Genomic DNA, 23,450 nt, shown 5'->3' with positions numbered 1-23,450 from the left:
CTCTGCCCCTTCCGTGGAGCGGGTCATGCCTGGTCTATGACGCTGGGTGAGGCAGGCTTCGGGACGTTCGGGGTCGGGGCGTACTGGGCGGCCTGGGTGGCGAACATGGCGGCGTAGCGCCCGCCTGCGGCCATGAGGTCGTCGTGGGTGCCGTGTTCGGCCAGGCGCCCCTGGTTGAGGACGTAGATGTGGTCGGCGTGGCGGACGCCGGACATCCGGTGGGTGACCAGGACGACGGCCCGATGCGGCGCGGCCAGTCGCCGGATGCGGTCGAAGGCAGCGATCTCCGCTTCGGGGTCGAGGGCAGAGGTCGGCTCGTCGACGATGAGGACGCTGTGCGATTGCGATGTTGAGCTGCGCCAGTGGGTGCGGGCCAGACCCACTTTCTGCCATTCCCCGCCGGAGAGTTCGATGGCTCCGCGGAACAAGCGGCCGAGCATGCTCTCCAGCCCGTTGGGCAGTTTCGCGGTGACCGATCCGGCGCCGGCATAGTCGACGGACGTCTGCAGGTCGCGCGTCGAGGCGTCGTGGCCGGGACGGCCGATGCGAATGTTCATCGCGGCCGTGACCGGCCAGCGCTGAAAATCCTGGGTGAGCAGGGAAACGCGGTCGAAGACCCGGGCACGTTCCAACCCGGAGATCTCGGCCTCCCCCCACTTCACCGAGCCGCCGTGCGGCAGCAGCAGACCGGACAGGATCTTCATCAAGGTGCTCTTGCCGGAGCCGTTCTCGCCCACCACGGCGGTGACCGATCCCATGGGGAACGTGAGCGTCACGTCGTCCAAGGCCGGTGCGTCGCGGTCGGGATACCGGTAGGTGACGTGTTCCAGGGAGACCTGCTTGACCTGGTCGGGTACAGGACTGCCGGTCTGGGGGATGGCGCGTTGCGCAGCTTCGACCAGGAACTGTCCGTGGTCCCGGACGTAGAGGGACTCTTCGTGCAACTGGTTGATGTTCATCACCAGGGCGCCCAGGCTCGCCGATCCGGTCCGCACCGCGATCACGGCGGTGCCGGCGACGGCGAGGCTCATGTGCCCGGCCATGATCAGCCAGATCATCGTTCCGTAGGTGGCCGCCATCGCAAGCCCGGACAGCGCGGAGGCGACCCATTCGGTGACGGCCTTGCTGGAGGCCAGGCGCTCCTGCTCCGCCTCCGCGCTCGCCGCCATGCGCCGGTAACGGTCGAGGAGAAAGGGACCCACGGCGTGGATACGTACTTCCTGGGCGGCCGTCCGCTCGGTAAGAAGGTTCCCGATGAGACGGCTGGCCCGCAGGTGCTCGATCCAGCTCATCATCGACACATAGCGCTCCTGCGCCACCCGCATGGCACCCCAACCCCGGGGCGCGGCGATGACCAGCAGCATGGGCAGCAGCGCCGGATGCAGGACGGTGAGCACACCGGCCGTGGCGACCAGCGAGATGCTGCTGTTCAGGGCGGCGACGCAGGCGCCGATCATGCGGCGCGCGGAGGCGGGCCCGTACTGGGCGATGTCGATCAGCCGCCGGAAGTCCGGGTCGTCGATGGCTTCGAGTTCGACGGCGGTGGCCGCGGCCAGATATTGCGTGGTGGCGATCCGCTCGACCTTCGGCTCCAGGCGGCCGGCCCGAGAGGTCGACCAGCCGGCCAGGGCGGAGTTGACGACGGTGACGCCCGCGGCGGCGAGCAGGCCCGGCAGCAAGGCGTGCAGCCGCTCGCCAGCGTCTCCGCCCCCTAACAGCGCGTGCATGACCGCGTTGATGGCCAGCAGGCCGACCGCGGCGGCGATGCCCTGGCCGAGCTCGCTGATCGCCACCGCCACGAGCGCGCGTCGATCCGCGCTCCAGGCCATTCGCAGGGCAGCGCCGACGAGTCTGGGCATCTGGCGCAGCGCGGATCGCATGGTCAAGTCCAGGCCCGCGTGCTCATGTTGGGACCAGCCCATGTCGTAGCGCAGCGGCCCGCCGAAGAGCTCACGCTCTGCGTCGGATACCTGGGGCTCCGCCATGCGAACCTTGCCGAAGAATCGCTTCACTCGCTGCCTCCCTGCGTCGGCCAGTTCAGAGCCCGGTAGGACGGGCGGTGGGTGAGCATGTGGAAGATGGCGGTGGTGTACGGGTCGCAGTCCGATGGGGGCTTCTCCATCGATACCCAGAACAACCCCTCGTGTTTGTCCGGCTCGGCGTTGTGCGGCTCGCCCGTCCACGACTGGGCGACGAACACGGCGGTGATCCGGTCCGGGCCGTCGCCGGATTCGTGGTGGTGAATGAGGTGGTGAATGAGGCCGCCGAACTCCGGTTGCTCGGCGCTGATGCCGACTCCGTCTCCTCCTCCTCCGCTTCGCGCCGCGCGGCGTGGTCGAGCGGTTCACCGGCTTCGAGGGGGCCGCCTACGAAGGCGAGTTGTCCCGGTGCGCGGGATGCCACCGGTTTGCGGCGTGCGCACTGGACTGCACCGTTCGCGTGCAGCAGGGAAGGCCTAGGCCACCTCAGCGATCAGCAGGTGAGGCGCGTGGCGCACAGACGGCCCTCCTGCAGCAGGGGTTCGACGGTGCGCCGACCATGCGCGGCCACGAGCGGGTCGCCGCGCAGGGGGCCGTAGGCCAGAGCGGTGGGCGGGCGCCAGCTGCTGCGAACGCTGTCAGCACCCCTTCCTCTGACTTGGACAGAGGCCGGCCCGTATCCCTCGAACAGGGCGGTCCGCAGTTCGGGATGATCCATCCACAGCGAGGTGGCGAGTTTGCCGAAGTCCGCGACGAGCGGACCCGGTTCGCTGCGCTCGAAGTCGATCAATGCGCAGCGTCGGTCAGCCCAGAGCAGGTTGCACTCCCTGAAATCCCCGTGCCGCCACCCGGCAGGTAGAGGTCCGCAGCCGGGCAGCGCGCTCACCAGGTGCCGCTGCAAGTCGGCCTCTGCAGCAGACAGGTGGTTGCCGGTCTCGGCGAGATACTTGTCCAGGCCGCCCACCGTGTTCTCGACGACTGTGTCGGCTTCAGGCTGGAGCACGGAGCCGGTCATTGCGTCTTCGAAGCGACACAGGAGCTGGGGCCGGCTTGCCAGTGGGCCGTGCGGCGACGCGTGGGTGACTCTTCTTCCTTCAACGGCTCCCACAGGGTCGCTCGGGGCAGTCTCCGGAGATGATCAAGTAGCCGCGCAAGGCTGCCGCCCGCCGTGCGGGGATGTGTGCGGGGTCGAAGCGCAGTCGCGGCGGTTATGGCGGCCAAGTGGGTGCTGAGCGCGGTGGCCATCGGGGCGACGGCCTGCACGCGAAACGTGGGCAGGCAGGTCGACCTGGCGTCCCTGGGAGAAGCAGGAGGGCCAGGAGGAGGAGGTGGCCCAGGGGGTCCCGGTCAAGGTCCGGGATGCCAAGCGCCAGTTGGCCCTCATGCAGTGGGTGGTCCCGGCGCTGACCGCCGGGCTCCTGCCCTGCACGCGCTCCTGGGCGGTGGACGATGCCGATGCACACTGCGTGCGGACCGTCGATCTCACCCGAGCGGCGAGCAGCGAAGAGGTCTCCCAGGCCCTCAGGGTCTGGTTGAGGGGCGAGCAACGAACGGGTGCCGGGGCTCAGTCGGTGTCGATCCCGTGTGCGGCGAAGACCTTCGCTGCGTCCGGTACCGCCAGGACGCCGTCCTCCACGAAGGTGACCTCTCGCAGGTTGGGCAGCAGGGCGAGGTCGTCCAGGGAGCGGACGTCGAACAGGTCGTCCTCGCCGTCCCAGGCGGGGGCGCAGTGCCAGAAGACATCCGCTCCGGCGTCGAAGCACAGCTCCTCGATGCGGGTGAGCAGCTCGGCAGGGATCTCCAGGGCCTCGAAATGGGCCCGGGACTCCGGCAGTACCTGGTCGTGGATGCCGTTCTCCAGGACGTAGGACGCGGGATCGGCGATCCCGCGTCCTGCCAGCTGCGCGGGCAGGTTGTAGACCGGCAGGAGCGGATCGGGGCCGTACATGAGCTTCTCGATGACGAGCAGCTTGAGGTTGAAGTCGCGGAACTGGCTCATGGGACATGAGTACCACGGAGGTATGACAGGGGTTCAACCCCGGCTGCCGACCTGGCGCAGGAGGGCGGGGGGATCGGGCCGTCCTCGGTCGGGCTGGGCCCCGCTCAGGCCGCCGCGGCGGTTGACCTGCCAAAAAAAGTGCATGCCGCGTCAGGCGCTGCGCGCGTGCCAGGGTATGAGCCACTGATGTTCGGGGTGCCAGTCGGTCGCGCCGTACCAGATGTAGACCGGTTGAATGCGCCGCCACGCCTTTTCGCCTCTGCGGTTTACATAGAGAATGCGGACGGTCCTCGATCGTTCAGGTGTGATCTCAGATGGTTGTTCCTGCGTCGTCGATGTCTCCTTCCTCTTTGATGAGGGAGAATCTCGGAGTTCGGCCCGATCCGACCACCATGGTTTCCTGAAACATTGCGAGAGGGCGTACCCAGACATTCCCTCTCTCTTCGTTCAAGTCTCGATAGACGACCAGACGCTCATCGGTCTCGCTGTGCTGCGCGACATGGAGCACGCGATAGTAGTTACCTTTGTAGTGCCGGTAGATACCGAGAGTCATGTTATCCGTACTCTCGCCGCCGTAGGTTTCACTGTCCATGTCAGCCTTCCATGTCAAATCGGTTGTGCCTCCTGGCTTTCTGGTGTGTGATCGGCGCACATAATGGTGCGGCTATCGGTACCCCAGATTTCGGGCAATCATGCTGACGGGTGTGGCTGCTACCGTAGCGACAAATCAATGGTCAAGAGCCGTTCGTGATGAGATGACGTTTCCGTGTGAGCGTGTAGCCAGAGGAAAACCCGTACCGCTGCCCTTCACAGCGTGGCGTTGACGTCGGCTACCGGACCACCGGCATCGACCACGGCGCCCAGGGCATCGACGTGCACCCCATGCAACGCCCGCGGGGCGTCTAGGGGTTCACGATCATTCCGCGGCGCTGGACGATCGAGCGGAGCATCGGGCGGCTCATGCACCGCCGTCGACTCGTCCGCAACTACGAAAACTCGCCCGCACCGGTCCGAAGTCTTGATCCACCTCGTGATGATCGACCTTATGGCCCGCCGCTTCATCGGCGAGGCCACCCTCAACTGGTGCGAAACCTAATGGGTAGTGAAGGGGCGGCACGAATCAATCCCTACACAGAACCAGTGGCCGTGAATCCTGATCGGTAGAGCGGGCCTCGTGCCGCCCCGTCCTGGCACAGCGTCGAGACCTTTGCGGAACCTGAGTTCTGCTCTCTCGGGTCAGACGGGTCCGGCTCTGTGACCAGTAGCGGTCGTTGGGTCGTCCGTGCATCGGCCAAAACGCGTGTGGGGTGAGCACAGCCGAGCGCCAACGCCCCAGCCCGGAACGGCTTGAAGCATCTCCACGACCCACACTGTCCCGCACGGTTCACCGTCCGCCACCCGAGCCGACCGCATGGATCACCTCGCCAGATGCCGCGAGCGCGACAGCTCTTACGCAGACCGAGGACCACGCGGTCCGCTGGGGCTGCGAACGGCCCGCGATCCGAAAGGGTGTCGAGCAGCTCGACACCCGACACCGGCACGTCACCGGCGTGCTCGACCTCGTGGCAGCAACCGGCATCCAAACAGCCCGACCCGGCGGGAGCGTCCACAAATACCCCGCGCCGACTTGATTGGACGCCCGACGTGCGCTGGAGTGGTACATCGCGATGATTCCGGTCCAAGTGGCGTGAGGAACAGGCCTTGTTGGTAGAGACGTTGACCGCGCTGGCCGCGGCGAGCGGCGGTGCGGTGGTGCAGGCCGCGGGAACCGACGCGTGGCAGGCGGTGCGGGACAGGGTCGCCGCGCTCTTCGGGCGGGACGACGCCGAGCGGGCCCAGGCCGAACTGGAGCGTCTGGATCGCACCGCCCAGGCGCTGGAACCGGGTGCCGCCGCCGACCCCGAGCGGGAGGCGCTGCGTCAGGAAGGCGCGTGGCAGGGACGGTTCGAGTCCCTGCTGGAGTCCTTGGACGCCGCCGCTCAGGAGCGTGCCGTGCGGGACCTGCGTACGCTGCTGGCCTTCGTCAACGGCCCGGGAGAGGATGTGGCCCTGGCGACAGGCAGGGCGACGGCGCTGAACGGGGGCAGCGCGGTGACGGGGATCAGAAGATCGGCCGGTGGGGAACCCGGCGCTGGGCAGCCGGCTGCGCGCGCGGTGAACACCGGCGACGCGCAAGCGACCGGCGCCGGATCCAGTGCCATCAGCGGCATCGTGACGGAGTAGGGCCAGGGCGCGGATGGCCAAGTGGCGGTGGGGCAGAAGGTACGACCTGGGCAAGCGGACCCTGGCCGGGGGCACAATCCCGGAGGACCCCGGGGCGCAGCACGTCTCGGGCAGCGGCAACGCGACCGCGTCGAACGGCGGCATCGCCGTGTCGGGCATCTACAACGACCACTCCAGCGTGGTGCTCCCGCCGGAGGCGGTGCGCCCCGTCGCGGACGTGCGGGCTCGGCGCGGACTCGACAACTTGCCGTACAAGACACCCCAGTTCGTGGGTCGCACGGAGGCACTCGACGCGCTCGACGCCTCGATGAAGAAGCGCCGCGGCGGGTGGGTCCAAGCCGTGCACGGGCTGGGGGGAATCGGGAAGAGCACACTGGCCGTGCACTGGGCCGCCACCCGGGCCCGCAAGCATGGCCTCACGCCCGTCCGCTGGATCGCCGCGGACAGCGCCTCGGCCGTGGAACAGGGCCTCGCCGCCCTGGCCGCGTCGCTGCAGCCCGCCGCGTCGAAGGCGATGACGGTGGAGGCCCTCGCCGAGAACGGCATGCAGTGGCTCGCCGCGCACAGCGGCTGGCTGCTCATCCTCGACAACGTCAACCACGTCGCGGACATAGCCCCGCTCCTGGCCCGCGCTCCGAAGGGCCACTTCCTCATCACCAGCAGGCTGGCCACTGTGTGGCACGACGCCAGCGCCGTCATCCGCCTCGACGCGCTGCAGCCGGCCGAGTCGCTGGCCCTGCTCACCCGTATCGCCGGATCCGGTGGCTCCCGGGACCTGACCGGGGCTGACGAGTTGTGCACGGAACTGGGCCACTTGCCGCTGGCGGTCGAGCAGGCCGCCGCCTTCCTGGCCCAAAACCCCTTGCTGACGCCCCATGCGTACCTGCAGCTCCTGCGGCAGGACCCGACGCCGCTGTACGAGCGCGGCGGTGACGGATACACGGTCGCTGAGCGCACCATCGCCCGCATCTGGCGGGTGACCCTGGACCGGGTCGGCGCACTGCAGCCGCTGGCCCCGGCCGTTCTGCGTACCCTCGCCTGGTACGCCCCGGACGAGATCCCGGTCGACCTGGTGGACGGCGAGGGCGGGCCCGCCGCGGTGGCGAGCGCCATCGGCATCCTCAACGCCTACAGCATGATCACCGTGGACCCGGCGGCCCGGACGTTTTGCGTGCACCGGCTGCTCCAATCCGTGGCGCGCACCGCCGACGCGTCGGACCCCCACCGCACCGCACATCTCGTCGACGAGGCCCGGGACCGTGCGACGGCCGCCCTCGAGACAGCGGTACGGTCGACCGACTGGCAAGATCCCGCCACGTGGCCCTTCGGACGGACCGTGCTGCCGCACATGGACTCACTGGCCGATCATTCGCCGCCGTCCGCCGACACCACGACGACGGCCCGGCTCCTGAATCACGCGGGAGTGTTCTGTCTCAGCCAGGGGCTGGCCGCCCGAAGCACCGCGCACCTACAGCGCGCACGGGACCACCACGAAAGAGAACTCGGCCCCTACGACGTCCACACACTGGCCTGTCGGCACGGCCTCGCGGCCGCCCAGGACGCCGCGGGAAACGTGCGGCAGGCCGTCTCCCTGTACGAGAGCATCCTGCGCGACGCGGAGGACGTCCTCGGGGCGACGCACCCGCTCACGCTGGCCAGCCGTAACAACCTGGCCGACGCCTATCGGGCTGTAGGGCACCCGGACAAGGCCCTTGCGCTGCTCGCCGACCAGCACGACGACACGTACGTCGCCCGCATGGCGACGCGTCTGGGCCTACCGATATCCCCGAGCATGGCGCTGCTCCTGGACCCGCCGACGGAGGACGAAAACCTGGTCACCCTGTCGAAACGCAACATCGTCGCCCGCACCCGTCAGGAGGCGGGCGACTACGCCGAAGCCGTGCGCCTGTACGAGGAGAACCTCGCCGCGTGCGTCCGTACGCTCGGCGCTGAGCATCACCTCACCCTCACGGCGCGGAACAACCTGCTCGCCGCCCGGCACGAGGAAACGGGGACCTCGCACTGCCCGCAGGGCCTGGAGCAGATTGTCACCCAGTTCGAGACGGTCCTCGAGGTGATGGAACGGGTCCTGGGCGACGAGCACCCCGACACGCTTCTGGTGCGGCGCAACCTCGCGCTCGCCGTGCGGGACACGGGTGACCTGCGGCGGGCCATCGCCCTGTTCGAGGAGGTGGTGCCCGCCATGGAGCGGGTACTCGGCGAGTTTCACGTCCTCACACGCTCCGCGCGCGTCTCGCTCGCGCTCATGTACCGCTCGGCCGGTGACTTCGAGCGGATGGCCGAGCTCAGCTCCGCACCCCAGGAGTCCCCGGGCGGGCCGCAACCTTCCGCCCCCGGCCCCGGGGGCGGCGAAACCACTGATAGAACGACGGCGTTGGCCGAGCCCGACGTCCTCGACACCCGCAACGCCGACCTCGGCTTTGGGCTTTTGGCGGTCGGGGACGGCGCACGGGCCATCCCCCTGCTCGAAGAGGTAGTACGCGAGGACGTCGGCGCTCGGCAGGCCACCGACGACCGCAACGCGGTCACCGCCCGCCACAATCTAGCGGCGGCCCACCTCATGGCGGGTGCACCCGAGCGCGCGCTCCCCCTCTTCCAGGAGGTCCTGCGCATCCGGGAGGAGTCGCTCGGCCCCGAACACCCCGATCACCCCGATATCCTCAACAGCCGTCGGCACCTGGCCGATGCCTACCGCGAGGCGGGGGAGTTCGCCGAGGCCGCCTCGCTCTACGAGCAGACGTTCATCGCCCGGGAGCGGGACCTTGGCCCCGACGATCCGGACACCCTCGCCGCCCTCGGCCTCCTCGCCTACGCCCGGCAGCGCGCGGGAGGACCTGCCCTCGCCCTGCCCCTGTACGAGCGGGCGGTCACGGGCATGGAGAGGGCGCTGGGCCCCTCGGACACCGGCACACTCACCGCGCGCAACGGCCTCGCCGGCGCCTATCAGGAAGCGGGGGACCTGACGCGCGCCGTAAGGCTCTACGAGGACAACCTCGCCGCCTGCACCGTTGCGCTGGGGCGCGACCACGCGTACTCCCTCACCACGTCGCACAACCTGGCGGTCGCCCTCGCCACAGCAGGTGACTTTCGCCAGGCCCTCCCTCTGTTCTGGGACACTCTTCGCCGTCAGAAGAAGGAACTGGGCGCGGATCATCTCGACACTCTCACCACACAGATGAATCTGGCGGGCGTCTATCGGGCGTCGGGCGCGCCGCGCAAGGCGCGCCGCCTGTACACGCGGACCCTCGCGAACTGCGTACGCACGCTTGGGGAAGCCCACCCCCTGACCTGCGGTGTGCGCCAACTGATGGCGGCCGCCGGGATGGCCGGATCTTGAACGGGCGTCGATGCGCTCGCCAAGTACCGCAAGACTCGGCGCAGTCTGCCGACAGTGGGGTGTCTCGGCGGCGAGTGGCTGGGTTTGGGTCAATTCCCGCCGTCCCCGCAGGCACAGCGGGTCACTCGCCCTGCCCTCACACAAGAGCAGGCCTATCCCCTTACGGTGAACGGGGCGCGGAGCGTGCGGCTCTTGCACCGTCCCTGAGTCTTGGGGCGCGGGTGGAGGCGCCAGCTGCGTGCTGATGAGCGCGGCAGGTCGTGAAACCGACGCTGACTATGCTCCAGTCGATCCGTCCCTCGGTATCGGTGTTGCTCAACGGCCTGCAGGATCTTCTCCCACGTGCCATCCGCCGACCACCCGCGATGACGTTGAGGAACCGTCTTCCAGCTGCCGAAGCAAGGAAGCAGGTCCCGTCAGGGGAGGCCGGTTCGCTGTCGAAACAGAATCCTGTTGATTACACGACGGCGGCATTGCCAGCGTCCGCCTCACCCGTGATTCGTTGGCAAGTGCGGCTCCAGCAGAGCCCACCCTTCACCCGACAGGTCTCCCCGCCTCATGTGCCACAAACGAGTGCCCAGCGGAAGCGTCACGCGAGCCACCGGACACAACCTAGGGCTGTTCATGAGCCGCGCTGATTTGCTGCGCTGCAGGGGGCCGGAAGATCGCTGCCGGTGGAGGACATGATCGTTGCCCGTGCCGTTCCCTTCGGACTCAATCCCACCAGAACTCCCAGTAGTTGAGGCCGATGAGATGGTCGGCGTAGGAGGCCAGGTCCGGGTGTGAGCCCTGCCAGATGTTGTCGGGACTGAAGGCGAAGTGTTCGGCAGCAACGGCCAAGGCATCTTCGATCCGGGCTGGAGGCGTGGAGATGCTGAGGTGGAGGGTGCTGAATCCGACGCCGATGACGCGCGCGCCGAAGCGGTCCTCCCAATCGCGGACGACGGCGGCAAAGGTGGCGGTGTCGTTGTCGTAGTTGGCGGGTCCCATCCAGCCGGTCGTGACGAGGGCGTCGGCACCGCGAGCTGCTGCGACGAGTCCGAGTCGGGCGTGTGGATTTCGGTCGAGGAAAACTCGCGCGTACTGCTCAGCGATCTCATCGGGGTTTGTCGAGGGTTCAGGCGTGGGCGCGAGGCCGGGCCAGGTCTGGCCGAAGGGTGCGGTGACGGCGAGGCGCTCGTCGGCGGTGAGCTGGTCGTCGTCTTCGTCAGTGGCCGTGTAGTCCTGCCACCAGCGGGCGAGGAGCCTCTCAGGGGCGTGGTCCGCCGGGGAGGACATGCGCTCGGGCCACAGTTCGCCGCAGCCCCAGGGGCGGAAGTCCGGATCCTGCGGGTCCAGGGCGTCGAGCAGGAGCGGCCAGAGCCCTGAGGCGGCGTGTCCGGCACGCAGCTGTGACCACAATTCGATCGAGGCTGGGGCATCGCTCAGCCACAGCGGCTGGACGTCGCCGTCACCTTCGTCCGAGGTGATCGTGCGGCCGGGCGGCAGGGCGATGCCATGGGGCAGACGGGATTCGAGGTTCACGAGCGGATACTAAGTCCAGGGTCTGACAACAAGAACGGCGTGCCCGGAGGGTACTTGCGTGCCACATGAGTCTCAGTAGCGGAAGCCGATGACGCCGTAACCCGGCCGGGCCGCCGCATGCCGCAGCCAACCGACGCACTGGAGGACGGCCTCGACGACTTCGGGCTCCAGCGGCGGGGCCTGCCCCGAGGCGTCGACCGCCTGCTTGGTCGCCTCGAACTGCTCCAGTGCCTTGGTGCACTGCTCGTGGGTCCACTGGCCGCAGTCGAGGACATGCGTCCGCGGCAGGGGGCGGGGGAGCGAGCCGAGCCAGAAGTCCTCCACGGAGACCGCGGTGATGCCCAGGGCAGTCATGCCTTCGTCGACGACGGACAGCCAGTCACCGCGATGCGGGGTGAACCTGCCGTTGGGGAGGAAGGAGCCGGTCCAGTCGCACAGCCGCTCAAAGGCGTAGCCGTACTGGAAGGCATGGTTCTCGTCGTCGCTGAAGGGCCCGCTGTTCACGACGGCCTTGAGCGCCTCGAACGCGGTGGGGGCGCCGTCCTCGATGGAATCGGTGAACTCGTCGTCGGCATGGGCCAGCTGGTCGCCGAAGCGGTCACCTATGACCGTGAGGAGGTCGTTGTCGCGGGAGCCGATCAGGGCGCGAGTGGCAGTTACATCGAGCAGGTACACGCTCAGGGAGGAACTCATGCCCCGACCATAGATGTGGCCTCTGACAATCCTCCGGGCGGTCAACCGCAGAGCATGACCAGGGCCGGGCGGCTTAGCGGGGAGCGTCGGCGCAACGGCCGGGCAAAGCCTATGTTTTAGGCGGCGAGGCTGGCACAACAGACGATGGCCGGCCTCAAGGAGAGGAACACGCCGTCACCTTTGTCGCCTTGTCCCATGCCCGGGCAGCGGGGACGGAACACGGGGCCGTCGGCCTGCGTCATCGACGCGCAGAGCGTCAAGACCTCCACCAGCGTCCCCGCTAGGACCGAGGGCATCGACGCAGGCAAGAAGATCGTGGGACGCAAACGCAGCATCATCACTGACACCCTCGGCCTGCTCCTGGCCGTGCTGGTCACCGCAGCTGGCGTGCAGGACTCCACCGCTGGCCGTGTGCTCCTGGATCAAGTCGCCGCTGGCCACCCCGGCCTGCCCAAGGTCTGGTTAGACGGCGGCTACCGCAACCACGTCATCGATCACGCCGCCACCCTCGACGTCGACCTTGAAATCCTGCAACGTGCCCCCGGGGCCAGGGGCTTCACCCCCATCCCGAAACGCTGGGCGCTCGAGCGGACCTACAGCTGGCTGATGCTGCACCACCGCTTGTCGTGCGACTACCAGGCGCTCACGACCCGATCCGAAGCCGTGATCCACCTCGCGATGGCCGGCTTCATGGCTCGCCGCCTGACTGGTGAGGCCGTGGATAGCACCGCGCCGGACCCGTGCCCCAGCGAGGGGCCAGAGGGGGCCCGCTGCCGCCCCACCAGCACCAACAGCCCTGCTGGCCCAGGGCCTTACGAGCGATCGGTTCCTGGCTCGCCCCCGCCCTCGCCCTCAACCATTGGTGGCGAGCCTGGATGGACAAGGGCCCTCCCTGCGAGCTCAAGGCCCTTCGACGCGGTCAGTACCGGAGACGGCAGTGGCCTCTACCGCCGGAGTTGACGAACTACCGTTACTGACGGTGCTTCAATATGTTCCATGTCTGTGCCATGGGGGACCCTCATCGGGGCACTGAGCGCCATCGCAGGAGCTGCGGTTGCCGGTGGCTTCACCTCGATGCACGAGCGGCGCCAACTTCGGGAACAGCGACGGACTGACCGACTCGAACCGCGACGCGCGGCCTACACGGCATTTTTGTGCGCATGCCATGACGCTGATGTCGCCCTTCAGAAGGCGTGGGACGCATCTCCGAGCGCGAACCGCGCCATGGACGGCATCGACGCTATTTCCGTGATGGATGCTGTTCATGAGGCTTTGCGTCATTTGTGGCGGCGCCAGATCATCGTGGCCTTGGCCGGTCCAGCGGAGATTGCTGTGTCATCTGACGCGTTGTGCCGCGAACACGCCAAGGAGGCCCGGGAGATCGAAGAGATACGCGACCGCATCGAGGGGGCAGCTCGCCCTCCCAAAGACGCACGCAGTCAAGAGCAGAGAGAAACAGGGGAAGCGAGATGGGTCGCCCACTTGGAGTTCATCGATCAGGCGCGCAAGGCGCTCGGAACCGACAAGTCAGATGCGTGACAGTTGGTGGGCGTGGTTCCTCTCGGGGGTGACTGACCTAGGAAGTTGCTGATCGGTGGTGTCGAGGCGGCGCTACTGGGCACCCCAGAATCCGCGGATCTGCGCGTTTTCGTTCGCACGGACGAAAAGGCCCCGCTTGTCGTAGGCCCGCCGCACACCCAAGTAGGAGGTCAGGCTTTTACCTTCGGGGTCGTACTCCAGACTCAGGATCAGCCGAGAGGGAAGGCGCGAGTGCGGCTTGATACTGACCAGCCGGCCGGGCTTGCCGTCACTGGAGGACAAATGCACGGAACGCTCGTCCTCCCGTCCGGCCGCTGCCCTGGGCATCGCCACCGAGCGGTCATCTGTGTAGTTGATATCGACCTCGGGAACCGGGCGGTCGAACAGGTCTGTCGGTTCGGGAGAGCGCCGTAGTGCACGCGTTGTCCGTCTAGGTCTCCCGTGCGATCAGTCAGCTGGCCGTAGGCCAGGAGTGCAGCAGTCGGGCAATCTTGTCGACGGTGCAGTCGGGGCTCAGGAGGACGTCGCGCAGGGCGGCAGCGTCGTCGTGGGCAGGTTTGACCGTGATACCGGAAGCCTCCAGGTGCATGACTCCAGTGGCGGCCGCGACGGCCATGTTCGAGCGCTCCAGCCAGCGGCAGCGGCCCAGAACGTGCACCAGCGCGGCCGCCCGCGCGTAGGGGCCGTCGTAGACGGGCGTTTCGAGTAGTTCGGCGCGGTGGCAGGCGACCGCGGCGACGGGGATCCCGTAGTCGTCCGGGGCGGGGTCGCCGGCCCCGGCCAGCTGCGCGACCTGCAGGATCCAGGGAACATCGATGTGCAGGTCCATTACGCGGCGTGCGCTCCCGGTGTGGCAGGGGCCTGGGCGTCGCGGGGCGCCTCGGCCTCGTCGAACACGTGCTGGTGGTCTGTGAGGAAGCGGCCGGCGGCCGCCACGGCTCGGGCGCGCAGGCCGCTTGCGTCTTCGAGGACCAGCGCGGCGATGTAATCCCCGACCGCCATGCACCATTCGGCGGTATCGGCCGCCGCTGACAGCTCCGGCCCGCCAACTCAGCGACCACGCAAGGCAGTTGCAGTTCGGGAAGTGGTTTTCGGTCTGGTGATCGCGACATAAGGGCCACCTGTCAGGCACCGTCTGGGAACCTGCGGATCAAAGGTTTCAGGCGGCGTCCGGGGGTCCCTACATTCCTGTCGAGGTCGCGACCGTGCGCTCGGTGGGACCGGGTCTCGACTGTCAGTGGCGCAGACGACAATCCCCCTATGACCTCACCCCAGCGCCTGCAGAACCTCCTCACCGATTTAGGTCTTGAGCAGGCTGCCACGTTCACGGCCGTGCACGGCGGCGACGAGGACGCTGTCATCCGGCTCTTCGGCGGCAGCCCCGAGCAGTGCCGCCCCTTGCGGTTGGAGGATCTGCGTGAGCACTACGACAGGGATCTCATCCTTCTCTCCCGGTCGGGGCCTGCCGTCATCGTCGTGGAGAACAACAACCATCAAGGCTCTCGCGAGGAGGTGCTGCGCCCGCTCTCTCGGCTCGGTCGCACCGCCAGCGCCTTCTGGAACGTCAACGCGGTCTCCCAACTCAGCCTGGCCGAGGACGGACTGATCTCCTCCGCCTTCGAAATGCTCGCGCCCGAGAGCATATTCGGCGCGCGCCCCGACGCCTGGCAGCCCCTGCTGGAAGGCCTGAACCTGCAAGACGACGACAACCTGTGGGGCACCGCTCTGGCCGCTGTCGAGCGCGCGACCGGTGCACGCTTCGACGAGGCCTGGGCAGGCGGCCCACACCGCGCTGTGGAGATCACACGGGTGCCGGAGTACCTGCTGGGGCAGGGCCTCATCGACTCACCCCTGCTCAAGCGGGAGCCCTTCGTCAGCTATCTGGCCGGCCTGGGCCCCTCGCTGCTGCAGCCGATGCGGCGCCACGCCCTGGACCTGGCCCTGGCACATGCCGACCTGCGCGAACACCCCCTGGCCGCAGCAGCACTGACAGCCGCCACCCTCCCAGCCGGTGCGAGAGTGCAGCTGCGCGAGGACCTCATGGCCGCACACGACCAAGCGCACCCCAGGGCTCGCGCACTGCTGATCGGCGAGCCGGAGGACTTCGAACCCGCGTGGGAACGCCCCTCCCACCTCGTCTTCCGCCAGGCCATCGTCTTCGGTGTTCTCGCCCAGTGCGTCACCGCCCATCTGCCCACTCAGGCGGACGGTCTCCCGGACATCCTCAGCTCCTTGGTCACGGCGATGACCGGGGACGGCGCCCGCGTCGAGGAGTTTTGGATGGTCAAGCACCTGCACGACGCGGCACGCAGGGCAGCCTGACCCGCGCAGCCGAACACCACAACCTCAGACCCCGGCCAACTCGCCGCCAAGATCCTGGCTGCCAACCACAGGAGAACCTTTGATTCCGAGGTTGCAAGAGGGGTTGTCAGTGCCGGGTGCTGTCATGAACAGGGGGCCAGGGGATCCGCAACCCAGGGGGGGGAGCAGTGTCTAAGACCGGGACGATCGGCGGGGCCGGTCGTGCGAGGACGGTGCAGCCGCGGCTGAGCCGCGGGGCTGTTGCGGGGATGGGATGGTGAGCCCGCGCCGCCGCCGCCGACGGCGAGGCGGGCTGTGCCGGGGCGATGAACGGCTCATGGCCTTTGGCGCTCTCGTTGTCGGCGTGCTGCTGCTGGTCAAGGCAGCTCAATGGGTGTGGGTGAACTGGTGGATGCTGGTGGTGCTCGCCCTGGTGGCGCTCCTCGCGCTGGCAGGCTGGCTCTACCGACACTTTGAGCGGATACGGTCGGCTCAGCTGCGCGTCGAGGGTCTCACCTACTCGCTGGGCCAGCTGGACGCCATGCACCACAGCGCCTTCGAGACGGCCGTGCGGGATCTGCTCGCCCGTGACGGTGCCCGCGACGCGCTGCGCTGCGGCGGGCGGGGAGATCTCGGCGCCGATGTGAAGGGCCGCGACCCGCTGGGCCGGCTGTGGGTCATTCAGTGCAAGCACCGGAAGAAGGGTGCGGGTGGTTCGGCGGTCGGTACGCCGGATCTGCAGACCCTCAACGGGACGGGCCGGCCGGTGCACGGTGGCGATGTCATCGTGATGCTCACCAACGGGCGTATCTCCCAGCCCGCTAGGGACTTCGCCCGCCAGCAGGGATTGCACCTGGTCGACCGGCCGCTGCAGGAGCGCTGGGCCCGGGGAACGCGCCCGCTGTGGGACATCCTTGCGTCCCTTCCCCCGCCCCACAGGCCGCCGCGGCTGCGGCGCTTGCGCTTGCGCATGCGCTCCGGCGGAGCCGGGGAAGAAGTCTGAGCGCCGCCGGTCAGGCATCGCCCGGGCCGGTGTTGGCCCAGGCGTACGCCCAGCTTGCGCCCGGATCGTCGCCGCATGAGGGGAGTGCCTGACCGGCCTGGCGCAGGGCTGGGAAAGGACTAAAGGCTACGAGGACGAGTTCGAGCCGTAGTTCGGCCAGGTCCGCAATGCCACCGTGCGCACGCTCAGTGCCACCGCGGACGCGTCCAGCGCGCTCTTGGGGATCCGCATTTCGGCCGGCTGCCGCTTGATCCCTGCCGCTCCAGGCCCCTGTCTCGCGTCAGTCCTGCGTGGTGCTCATGGAGTCGAAGGTCTCGCGCATCACCTGGTCGATGGTGCCCGGCTTGTCGACCAGGGAGTCGAAGAGGTCCGCGAGCAGCCACAGCACGAAGCCGTGGACCATGGACTCCTTCGGCTCGATCTCCCCGAACCGGTCCCGCCAGGCCACGGTGTCCATACCCATTGCGGCGGCCATGAGGACTCCGGTGGCCATCGGCACCTGCTCCGGGTCGGCCATCTCGAAGGTCGGCAGCTTGCGGATCACCGCGGGGATGAGGTCGTTCAGCGGATCGAGCCGCTCCCCGCCGCTGGGCGGCTCACCGACCAAATATCCGGTCAAGACGCCCACCAGGAACACCGTGCCCCGGCAGACCTCCTGCTGTCCGACCAAATCCATCGCGGCCGTCACCCGCGCTTGCGCCTCCTGGCGCTCCTTGGCGGGCGTGCGTTTCTCCAGGACCCGGTAGGTGTCCCATGCCGCACGGACCGCCTCATCCACCACCACGCCGTCGCTGCTCATGCAGGCGACGGTAGGCGAGGCGACGTGGTCCGCAAAGGCATAGGTGTCCTCTGACACCGAAGCTGGATGGTTTGCCACCGAAGTTGGACCGGTCGGGCGGTGCTGTATGGCTGGTCGCGATCAACGAGACCCGCAGCGCGGCCGGGCCCCGCAACTAGGGCGTGTCTTACGGGTCTTGCCCTCAGCATGTCAGGGCGGTGGTCCCGACTTCCCGTGCTGCAAAGCCCCGCGCGCTGCCCGCGGTCCACTGCCTCAGCTTGCCGGCCCGAGCCCCTCCGGGAGGGCGGCCACCACGAAAGCGACGGCTTCCTCCGGCGTCTCGGTGCGCGCGACCAGCCCGCCTTCGTTTCGCACCCCGTACAGCCCCTTGTCGTACGGGCAGATGACGTACCCGACCCGCCTCTTCCAGAACTCCTCGACGCTGGTGGAGAACCAGAGGTTGAAGTGGCTGTTGACCGGCATCAGCTGGCGGAGCGCCGGCTGGGCGTACGCCGCCGCCAGCACTGCGTGGGGGCGCGGGTGCCGGTCGTACGGCGGCATGTGGATGCGGTCGAGCTTGACGCGCCACGTCAACTCGACGACACCGAACGGCTCCCGCTCGTGGACGAGGGCCCAGGGCCTGAACCGGACGAACGGGGCGCGCGCCCTGGTCTCCTCAAGGCCAGCGCCGCCCGTCCACGCAGCCGTCGCCATAACCACTTCGGCCAGGTCTGCGGTCCACCCACAGGCCAAGGGTGTGCCGTTGTCCTTGAGGTTCACCTGGAGAGTCCGACGCCTCTCGCCGGGCGGATACACCATCACACGCCGACCGCTCCTCGCGTCGACGTACTCTGCGAGGCGACCCCACTTCCTGTCCGACTCGGGCAGGGCAAGCCCGAGCCCCTCGGCCGCACGCCCTAGCGCAGCCCGGAGAGCTCCGTCATCGTCCCAGCCACCCTCGCCAAGTCCCGCCCCGATGTTCATCGCACCAGTGTGGCCGAATCACCCCGGCCTGATGACCGCCACTGTCCGATCACCGGATCGTTGGTCCGGTCGTGCCGTTGACTGACGCGCAGTGGGCGCGCATAAGAAGTCATCTCATGTGGCTCGGTAGTCTGTTGGCCGTGGCGGGGATTGTTGAGCGGCTGGTGCCGGATGAGCTGTGGGAGCTGTTCCAGCGGGTGGTGCCGGAAGCGCCGTCACGGCTTCAGGGCGGCGGCCGACGTCGCTACGGCGACCGGGAGGTGCTGGCGGCGATCGTGTTCGTTGCGACGTCGGGCTGCACGTGGCAGCAGCTTCCCGCCGCGTCGTTCGGGCCGTCTGGTGCGACGGCTCACCGCAGGTTCACCGAGTGGACGAAGGCCCGGGTGTGGGCCAAGCTGCACCGCTTGGTCCTCGACGAACTCGGTTTCCGCGGTGAGCTGGTCTGGTCCCGTTGCGCGGTCGATTCGGTGAACATGCGGGCGCTTAAAAGGGGGACCTGACAGGTCCGAATCCTGTCGACCGGGGAAAATACGGATCGAAGATCCATCTGATCACCGAGCGGACCGGTCTGCCCCTGTCCGTCGGTATCTCTGGCGCCAACGTCCACGACAGTCAGGCCTTGATGCCGCTGGTGAAGGGCATACCTCCGATCCGGTCCCGCCGAGGACCTCGCCGACGCAAGCCCGGCAAGCTGCACGCCGACACGGGCTACGACTACCGCTACCTGCGGCAATGGCTCTCGGGTCGAGGTATCCGTCACCGCATCGCCCGCAAGGGCGTGGAGACCTCACAGCGGCTCGGGCGACACCGCTGGACCATCGAACGGACCATGGCCTGGCTCGCCGGCTGCCGCCGACTCCACCGCCGCTATGAACGTAAGGCCGAGCACTTCCTCGCCTTCACCAGCCTCGCCTGCACCCTCATCTGCTACCGCAGGCTCAAGGCCACCCCATGCGTTGTGAAATCTGCGCCATGATGGCCCGCGTGAGCAAAGAGACTGTGCTTCAGGCGGTAGCACGCCTGTACCAAGAGTTCATGGGATTGCCCTTTCCTCCCGGATTGGCTGGTGCGGACCGGGCTGGCTTCGATCTGGTGATGCTGGACTCGGACACCGCAGCCTGGGTTTCTATCTGGATCAAGAACGGCGGCGAGCTCGAAGCGCGAGGCCGAAGCGGTCTGCTTCGCTGCCTCGCTCGCCTGGACCGGGTCATACCTGCACTCAGCGAAGCGGACGACCCTGAGTACTGGCACCGCCTGCACGAGATGGCTCGACTTGTCGCGGATTCCCCCGCAGACAGCCACCAAATGAGATGACCTCTAAAGCCGTTGTTGCCGGATCGGACGCCGAAGCGGGGCGGGCGGTGGCGTGATCACCGCCAGGTGATCGACGCGATCGCTTGGAAGTTCCAGACCGGTTCGCAGTGGATACACCTGCCCCGCGAGTACGGATCGTGGAAGGGTGTCTACACCCGGCTGCGGAACTGGGCGATCGACGGCACCTGGGAGCGCGTCTTCACTGCCCTGCTGGCCCAGGCCGACGCCGAGGGCGACCTGGACTGGGTCGTCTCGGTCGACTCCACCATCGTGCGCGCCCATCAGAACGCAGCCGGGGCCCGAAAAAGGGGGCCCCAGCCGACGAACCAGAGCACCACGCCATCGGACGCTCGCGCGGCGGGCTGACCACCAAGATCCACCTCGCGGCGGACAGCCGCTGCCGCCCGCTGTGCTTTGTCCTCACCCCGGGTCACGCCCACGACGCACCCGTTTTCCAGCAGGTCATGTCCGCCCTGCGCGTGTCCAGGACGAGCGGCAGGCCTCGGACCCGACCCCTGGTAGTCCTGGCGGATCGGGCCTATTCGTCGAGGGCTATCCGCGAGCACCTGCGCAGGCGCAGCATCCGTGCGGTGATCCCGCAGCCCGCTGACCAGATCGCCAACCGCAAGCGCAAGAGCCGGCGGGGCGGCCGCCCGCCCGCCTTCGACCGCGCGGCCTACAAGCAGCGCAACACCGTTGAGGGCTGCATCAACCGCCTAAAGAACTGGCGCGGCCTGGCGACCCGCTACGAGAAGACCGCCACCGTGTTCCGCGCCGGACTCCACATCGCCAGCATCTTCATCTGGTCCGCCCGCTGATCGGAAAGAAACGCCCTAGACTCCAACACTCATGACGGCCTCTACCCCCGTATCGCCCATCCCGGTCGCGCCTGCCGGCCTGACCGACCGGGCCAGAAGGTTCGTCGAGGTGGACGGCGTTCGTGTTCCTCAACTGGGCCTGGGGCAGCACCGAGAAAGGTGGATCGAGCACGGGGTCCCGGCCGTGGAGATCGACCGGGCCGCGGCCTTCCAGGACCGTTGGGGCGGTCTTGCGCTGCCGCCTGCTCCGTTCTACGAGGGCGGTCCGCGCATCCTCGGCGCCGACTGTCCCGAGGGCACGGCCGCTGAGGGTTGGTTGTTTCCGGCGGGAAGCTGTCGGGTGTCCATGGCCTACGGATTCATGATCGGCTCCGATGACGCATTCGGGATCGATGCCTGCCACTGGACGCCGCTGCATGCCAGCACGGACGGATGGGTGGAGTCCTTGGCGCTCGCCGCCCATGCCGGTCGCTGGGCCAAGACTGTGACAAGGATCAAGGGGAAGGCCGTCGAGACATTGGACCTCGTCGGCTTCGAGCCGGTGCCTGAAGTACAGGGCGTGACCGATATGTGGTGGCGGGGCAAGGACTCGCTCATCGCCCTCTACCGAGGCGAGGCCGTCGCCCTGGATGCTCCTAATTGCTTTGAAGCCCATGTGTACGAAGGCCTCGACGAGTGGGGGCTCCATGGCGGGTGATCGCCGACACGACTCAATCGCAGCAACTACTGGGCCGGGTTTCACCTCGCCTCACTCAGCCTCTGGCTTCGCGAGCCGGTAACGCAGCCCCGGAGGGCCTCGACGGCTGGTTGAATGCTCACCAGTGCCACTGCAAAACTGGGGGAGCTTTGAGGGTGCCAGACATGATCGCTTACGACGGCGTCGCTATCTTTCTACTGCTGGTCGTGGTTTGGCAGATGCGGCGACGGTTGACGCTTCGTTCCCGGGGCGTCGAGGTCATCGCTCGGTGCTTCGATCGTGACTGGCGTGGGAAGGGCGGCCCGCAGTTCCTTCTGAGCTACACGACGCCAGACGGTGTCAAGCGGACACACAGTGCAGGTGAAGGCCACGTTCCCGCCGGCACCCGCGAAGGGGACGGCGTTGCAGTCCTCTATGACCCTATGTCCCCTGGGCGCGCGGAGACGGCACTCGCTTCCCGCAAACCCTTCTGGAAGCACTACGACATGGCGGGCCTGGTGGTAGTTGCCCTTAGCATCGTGCTGACGGTGCACGTCCTCTAGATCGGCCGCAACGCATCGAAAGCGGTCCAAGCCCGCCCTCACACGACGGGGCCAGCGCACATCCGATACATCAGAGCGCACTCACACAGTACTTGTCAGACACGGCCTAGGAACGACCCGCCCTACGAGAGCAACGAACCAGACCGGGTCTGCCGGTTCGTCGACGTCGGGCCGTGAGGTCGGACACTGGGGGAGGTTCTGTCGATCATGGCCTTCGTGTCTGGGGCTCGCTCGGCCGGCCGGTAGGGGAGTGGTGCGGGGCCGGCTGGTTGGGCTCGGTGGTCAGGTGGGGACGCCGGCTTGGTGAAGGACGGCTGCCATTTCGTCGTGGGGGAGCGCGGGGTTGGCGCCTGCGCTGGAGGCCAGTTCAGGGATATGGAGCGCTTCGCGGAGCCGGTGGAGGGGGAGGCGTGGGTCGCTGGCCGCTGCTTGGCGTGTCCAGACCTCGGGGTCGTGGCTGAGCTGTTCGATCAGGGCGGGTGTGGCGGCCGGGTCGCGGACGGCCAGCCGGCGGTAGTGGCCGTCTGGGTGATTGGCGTAGCGCGCGGCGAGCCCTTCGCGGGGGAAGCGGGGGTGCGTTTCTGCCCTCCAGGCGGAGAACGTGCCACCGAGCCGCGCGTACACACGCATCAACACCTCCTGCGGGGTGTGGGGGTGGTGGATGCTAAGGAGGTCGTCCACCAGCGGATCCTCGGTATGCGCGAGCAGGCGCACGAGGTCGGGCGGCAGGTGGGGGCTTTGGGCGGCGGTGCGCCGGAGCAGCGGGTGGGTGGAGGTCGCGGCGCGTCGCAGCACCTTGGGGTCACCCAGCCCCTCGCGTACCCATGGCACGTTGCCTTGGGCGAAGGCTTCCACTGTGAAGTCGATCGACATGCGTCGTGTCTCCTCCAGTTCGGGCCTGAGGGAGATGGCGAGCCGTACGGCGTGGTCGGGGTCGACGGCGAGCCGCTCCACCAGGTCGGTGGGCAGCGAGGGGTTTGCGGCGAGGGCGGCCAGGTGCGTGCGCTGGGCGATGCACCGTTCGGCGTCGGCGCGATCAAGGAGCCCACGTCGCAGCGCCTGGGCGGCGGACGTCGGATCGCGTAGAAGTTCGGCGGTGACGCGTGCATCGCCCGGGCACGTTTCCAGTGCGGCGGCCCGCCGCACCTGGGGGTCGGGGTCGCCAAGCAGCGCCGACCGCTCACCCGGCGGCAGCTTCTCCCAGGCGCGCGCCGCGCTGAGGCGCGCTGCCGGATCACGGTGCGTGGCCAGCGAGGCCACGAACGACGGCACCAGATACGGCGAGTCCAGCAGGGCCGTGCGTACGGACGGGACGGGATCGTCGAGCAGGCGGGCACACACCTCGTGCGTCAACGGCGCGACGCTCGTGCGCGGGTCGGACCACTCGGGTCCGTAGGCGAGAGCGGCCCGCACCTTGGGGGAAGGGTCGTCCACGAGCCGGGCCCGCTGCGCGGGCTCTGCCCTGGAGCTCATCGCGAAGTCGATCCGAGCGCCAGGGTTCGGGTGAGCCAAGATCACCGCGATGGCCGGCTGGGGAAGCCCAGCCCGCTGCAGGGCGTGACGGGGCGGCCCGTCACCGCCACCGTCGAAGGCGAGCAAGCGCAGCAGCAACGGTGTCGCCAGCCCCGGGTTGCGGGCGACTCCGTCCAGCGCGGATGCGTGGAACGAGACCATGATTTCCCTACCCCCGTGTCTGCG

At 68.2% G+C, this 23,450-nt stretch carries 22 protein-coding genes and 5 pseudogenes; 12 read left to right on the top strand and 15 right to left on the bottom strand.

All coding sequences use genetic code 11. From position 1 onward, the window contains the following. Positions 1-23: 23 nt before the first annotated feature. The 6 genes and pseudogenes from ACWD02_RS38615 to ACWD02_RS38590 form a co-directional block, all read right to left on the bottom strand. Positions 24-2,012 (bottom strand): ABC transporter ATP-binding protein, encoded by a 1,989-nt coding sequence (locus ACWD02_RS38615; RefSeq protein ID WP_451220219.1) that lies wholly within the window; start codon positions 2,010-2,012, stop codon positions 24-26. Next, complete coding sequence (locus tag ACWD02_RS38610; protein ID WP_451220419.1) at positions 2,009-2,200, bottom strand: hypothetical protein; 192 nt, start codon at positions 2,198-2,200, stop codon at positions 2,009-2,011. The genes ACWD02_RS38615 and ACWD02_RS38610 overlap by 4 nt, the downstream gene beginning before the upstream one ends. Positions 2,201-2,358: 158 nt before the next feature. After that, positions 2,359-2,403: pseudogene (locus tag ACWD02_RS38605) on the bottom strand (hypothetical protein); the annotation flags it as partial. A gap of 69 nt (positions 2,404-2,472) precedes the next feature. Continuing rightward, on the bottom strand, positions 2,473-2,994 hold the full coding sequence (locus ACWD02_RS38600) for a phosphotransferase (protein ID WP_451220216.1): 522 nt from the start codon (positions 2,992-2,994) through the stop codon (positions 2,473-2,475). A gap of 549 nt (positions 2,995-3,543) precedes the next feature. Continuing rightward, positions 3,544-3,978 (bottom strand): DUF6892 domain-containing protein, encoded by a 435-nt coding sequence (locus ACWD02_RS38595; protein WP_451220213.1) that lies wholly within the window; start codon positions 3,976-3,978, stop codon positions 3,544-3,546. A gap of 310 nt (positions 3,979-4,288) precedes the next feature. After that, a complete protein-coding gene (locus ACWD02_RS38590) occupies positions 4,289-4,570 on the bottom strand; it encodes a DUF1653 domain-containing protein (RefSeq protein ID WP_451220210.1) in 282 nt (93 codons plus the stop codon). 1,109 nt (positions 4,571-5,679) lie between these two features. Here ACWD02_RS38590 and ACWD02_RS38585 point away from each other — a divergent pair. Beyond that, positions 5,680-6,201 carry a hypothetical protein gene (locus ACWD02_RS38585; protein ID WP_451220207.1) on the top strand — a complete coding sequence of 174 codons (522 nt, stop codon included), beginning with the start codon at positions 5,680-5,682 and terminating at the stop codon, positions 6,199-6,201. A 13-nt stretch (positions 6,202-6,214) separates the two neighbouring features. Beyond that, positions 6,215-9,559: a tetratricopeptide repeat protein gene (locus ACWD02_RS38580; RefSeq protein ID WP_451220204.1), complete on the top strand. Its 3,345-nt coding sequence runs from the start codon at positions 6,215-6,217 to the stop codon at positions 9,557-9,559. A 190-nt stretch (positions 9,560-9,749) separates the two neighbouring features. On the opposite strand, the pseudogene ACWD02_RS38575 reads toward ACWD02_RS38580, so the two are convergent. The 3 genes and pseudogenes from ACWD02_RS38575 to ACWD02_RS38565 form a co-directional block, all read right to left on the bottom strand. Then, positions 9,750-10,119: pseudogene (locus ACWD02_RS38575) on the bottom strand (transposase); the annotation flags it as partial. A 154-nt stretch (positions 10,120-10,273) separates the two neighbouring features. Then, on the bottom strand, positions 10,274-11,083 hold the full coding sequence (locus ACWD02_RS38570) for a DUF4253 domain-containing protein (protein WP_451220201.1): 810 nt from the start codon (positions 11,081-11,083) through the stop codon (positions 10,274-10,276). Between the two features lie 72 nt (positions 11,084-11,155). Next, on the bottom strand, positions 11,156-11,776 hold the full coding sequence (locus ACWD02_RS38565; protein ID WP_451220198.1) for a DUF7691 family protein: 621 nt from the start codon (positions 11,774-11,776) through the stop codon (positions 11,156-11,158). Between the two features lie 210 nt (positions 11,777-11,986). Here ACWD02_RS38565 and ACWD02_RS38560 point away from each other — a divergent pair. The 3 genes and pseudogenes from ACWD02_RS38560 to ACWD02_RS38550 form a co-directional block, all read left to right on the top strand. Next, positions 11,987-12,490: pseudogene (locus tag ACWD02_RS38560) on the top strand (transposase); the annotation flags it as partial. 3 nt (positions 12,491-12,493) lie between these two features. After that, a pseudogene (locus tag ACWD02_RS38555) lies at positions 12,494-12,753 on the top strand (hypothetical protein); the annotation flags it as partial. Between the two features lie 247 nt (positions 12,754-13,000). Next, complete coding sequence (locus tag ACWD02_RS38550) at positions 13,001-13,315, top strand: hypothetical protein (protein WP_451220195.1); 315 nt, start codon at positions 13,001-13,003, stop codon at positions 13,313-13,315. A 72-nt stretch (positions 13,316-13,387) separates the two neighbouring features. Here the strand turns inward: ACWD02_RS38550 and ACWD02_RS38545 are convergent, their stop codons facing one another. From ACWD02_RS38545 to ACWD02_RS38535, 3 genes are all read right to left on the bottom strand, one after another. Next, the gene (locus ACWD02_RS38545) at positions 13,388-13,603 is read right to left on the bottom strand and encodes a hypothetical protein (protein ID WP_451220192.1); all 216 of its coding nucleotides are present in this window, start codon (positions 13,601-13,603) and stop codon (positions 13,388-13,390) included. Positions 13,604-13,766: 163 nt separating this feature from the next. Next, on the bottom strand, positions 13,767-14,144 hold the full coding sequence (locus tag ACWD02_RS38540; protein WP_451220189.1) for a fic family toxin-antitoxin system, toxin component: 378 nt from the start codon (positions 14,142-14,144) through the stop codon (positions 13,767-13,769). Beyond that, the gene (locus ACWD02_RS38535; RefSeq protein WP_451220186.1) at positions 14,144-14,317 is read right to left on the bottom strand and encodes a hypothetical protein; all 174 of its coding nucleotides are present in this window, start codon (positions 14,315-14,317) and stop codon (positions 14,144-14,146) included. The genes ACWD02_RS38540 and ACWD02_RS38535 overlap by 1 nt, the downstream gene beginning before the upstream one ends. Positions 14,318-14,575: 258 nt before the next feature. Between ACWD02_RS38535 and ACWD02_RS38530 the strand changes: the two genes are divergently transcribed. Both ACWD02_RS38530 and ACWD02_RS38525 read left to right on the top strand, forming a co-directional pair. After that, positions 14,576-15,637 carry a DUF6461 domain-containing protein gene (locus ACWD02_RS38530; protein WP_451220183.1) on the top strand — a complete coding sequence of 354 codons (1,062 nt, stop codon included), beginning with the start codon at positions 14,576-14,578 and terminating at the stop codon, positions 15,635-15,637. Between the two features lie 256 nt (positions 15,638-15,893). Beyond that, entirely contained in the window at positions 15,894-16,619 is a 726-nt protein-coding gene (locus ACWD02_RS38525; protein ID WP_451220394.1) for a restriction endonuclease, read from the top strand. A 280-nt stretch (positions 16,620-16,899) separates the two neighbouring features. Here the strand turns inward: ACWD02_RS38525 and ACWD02_RS38520 are convergent, their stop codons facing one another. Next, a complete protein-coding gene (locus tag ACWD02_RS38520; RefSeq protein ID WP_451220180.1) occupies positions 16,900-17,418 on the bottom strand; it encodes a hypothetical protein in 519 nt (172 codons plus the stop codon). A gap of 252 nt (positions 17,419-17,670) precedes the next feature. Continuing rightward, entirely contained in the window at positions 17,671-18,381 is a 711-nt protein-coding gene (locus ACWD02_RS38515; protein ID WP_451220177.1) for a DUF6193 family natural product biosynthesis protein, read from the bottom strand. Between the two features lie 116 nt (positions 18,382-18,497). Here ACWD02_RS38515 and ACWD02_RS38510 point away from each other — a divergent pair. From ACWD02_RS38510 to ACWD02_RS38490, 5 genes and pseudogenes are all read left to right on the top strand, one after another. Next, positions 18,498-19,357 (top strand): IS5 family transposase gene (locus ACWD02_RS38510; protein ID WP_451220174.1). Its coding sequence is split into 2 segments (ribosomal slippage): positions 18,498-18,866 and positions 18,869-19,357, totalling 858 coding nucleotides; the frame shifts between segments, so codons are not numbered across the junction. A gap of 8 nt (positions 19,358-19,365) precedes the next feature. Next, positions 19,366-19,695 (top strand): hypothetical protein, encoded by a 330-nt coding sequence (locus ACWD02_RS38505; RefSeq protein ID WP_451220171.1) that lies wholly within the window; start codon positions 19,366-19,368, stop codon positions 19,693-19,695. A gap of 12 nt (positions 19,696-19,707) precedes the next feature. Next, positions 19,708-20,513, top strand: a pseudogene (locus ACWD02_RS38500) (IS5 family transposase). Positions 20,514-20,544: 31 nt separating this feature from the next. Then, positions 20,545-21,210 (top strand): hypothetical protein, encoded by a 666-nt coding sequence (locus tag ACWD02_RS38495; RefSeq protein WP_451220168.1) that lies wholly within the window; start codon positions 20,545-20,547, stop codon positions 21,208-21,210. Positions 21,211-21,374: 164 nt separating this feature from the next. Then, on the top strand, positions 21,375-21,752 hold the full coding sequence (locus ACWD02_RS38490; protein ID WP_451220166.1) for a DUF3592 domain-containing protein: 378 nt from the start codon (positions 21,375-21,377) through the stop codon (positions 21,750-21,752). Between the two features lie 282 nt (positions 21,753-22,034). Here the strand turns inward: ACWD02_RS38490 and ACWD02_RS38485 are convergent, their stop codons facing one another. Next, a complete protein-coding gene (locus tag ACWD02_RS38485) occupies positions 22,035-23,426 on the bottom strand; it encodes a Mucin-2 (RefSeq protein ID WP_451220163.1) in 1,392 nt (463 codons plus the stop codon). Positions 23,427-23,450 lie beyond the last annotated feature (24 nt).

The sequence above is a fragment of the Streptomyces sp. NPDC002853 genome (genome assembly GCF_053591915.1).
This window is presented reverse-complemented; position numbering and strand designations above follow the sequence as displayed.

Bases quoted from the DNA above. Each gene is read 5' to 3' on its own strand.
- ACWD02_RS38595 (WP_451220213.1), bottom strand. From the start codon at position 3,978: ATGAGCCAGTTCCGCGACTTCAACCTCAAGCTGCTCGTCATCGAGAAG.
- ACWD02_RS38550 (WP_451220195.1), top strand. From the start codon at position 13,001: ATGGACGGCATCGACGCTATTTCCGTGATGGATGCTGTTCATGAGGCT.
- ACWD02_RS38530 (WP_451220183.1), top strand. From the start codon at position 14,576: ATGACCTCACCCCAGCGCCTGCAGAACCTCCTCACCGATTTAGGTCTT.
- ACWD02_RS38520 (WP_451220180.1), bottom strand. From the start codon at position 17,418: ATGAGCAGCGACGGCGTGGTGGTGGATGAGGCGGTCCGTGCGGCATGG.
- ACWD02_RS38565 (WP_451220198.1), bottom strand. From the start codon at position 11,776: ATGAGTTCCTCCCTGAGCGTGTACCTGCTCGATGTAACTGCCACTCGC.
- ACWD02_RS38600 (WP_451220216.1), bottom strand. From the start codon at position 2,994: ATGACCGGCTCCGTGCTCCAGCCTGAAGCCGACACAGTCGTCGAGAAC.
- ACWD02_RS38590 (WP_451220210.1), bottom strand. From the start codon at position 4,570: ATGGACAGTGAAACCTACGGCGGCGAGAGTACGGATAACATGACTCTC.
- ACWD02_RS38540 (WP_451220189.1), bottom strand. From the start codon at position 14,144: ATGGACCTGCACATCGATGTTCCCTGGATCCTGCAGGTCGCGCAGCTG.
- ACWD02_RS38515 (WP_451220177.1), bottom strand. From the start codon at position 18,381: ATGAACATCGGGGCGGGACTTGGCGAGGGTGGCTGGGACGATGACGGA.
- ACWD02_RS38490 (WP_451220166.1), top strand. From the start codon at position 21,375: ATGATCGCTTACGACGGCGTCGCTATCTTTCTACTGCTGGTCGTGGTT.
- ACWD02_RS38485 (WP_451220163.1), bottom strand. From the start codon at position 23,426: ATGGTCTCGTTCCACGCATCCGCGCTGGACGGAGTCGCCCGCAACCCG.
- ACWD02_RS38580 (WP_451220204.1), top strand. From the start codon at position 6,215: ATGGCCAAGTGGCGGTGGGGCAGAAGGTACGACCTGGGCAAGCGGACC.
- ACWD02_RS38495 (WP_451220168.1), top strand. From the start codon at position 20,545: ATGACGGCCTCTACCCCCGTATCGCCCATCCCGGTCGCGCCTGCCGGC.
- ACWD02_RS38535 (WP_451220186.1), bottom strand. From the start codon at position 14,317: ATGGCGGTCGGGGATTACATCGCCGCGCTGGTCCTCGAAGACGCAAGC.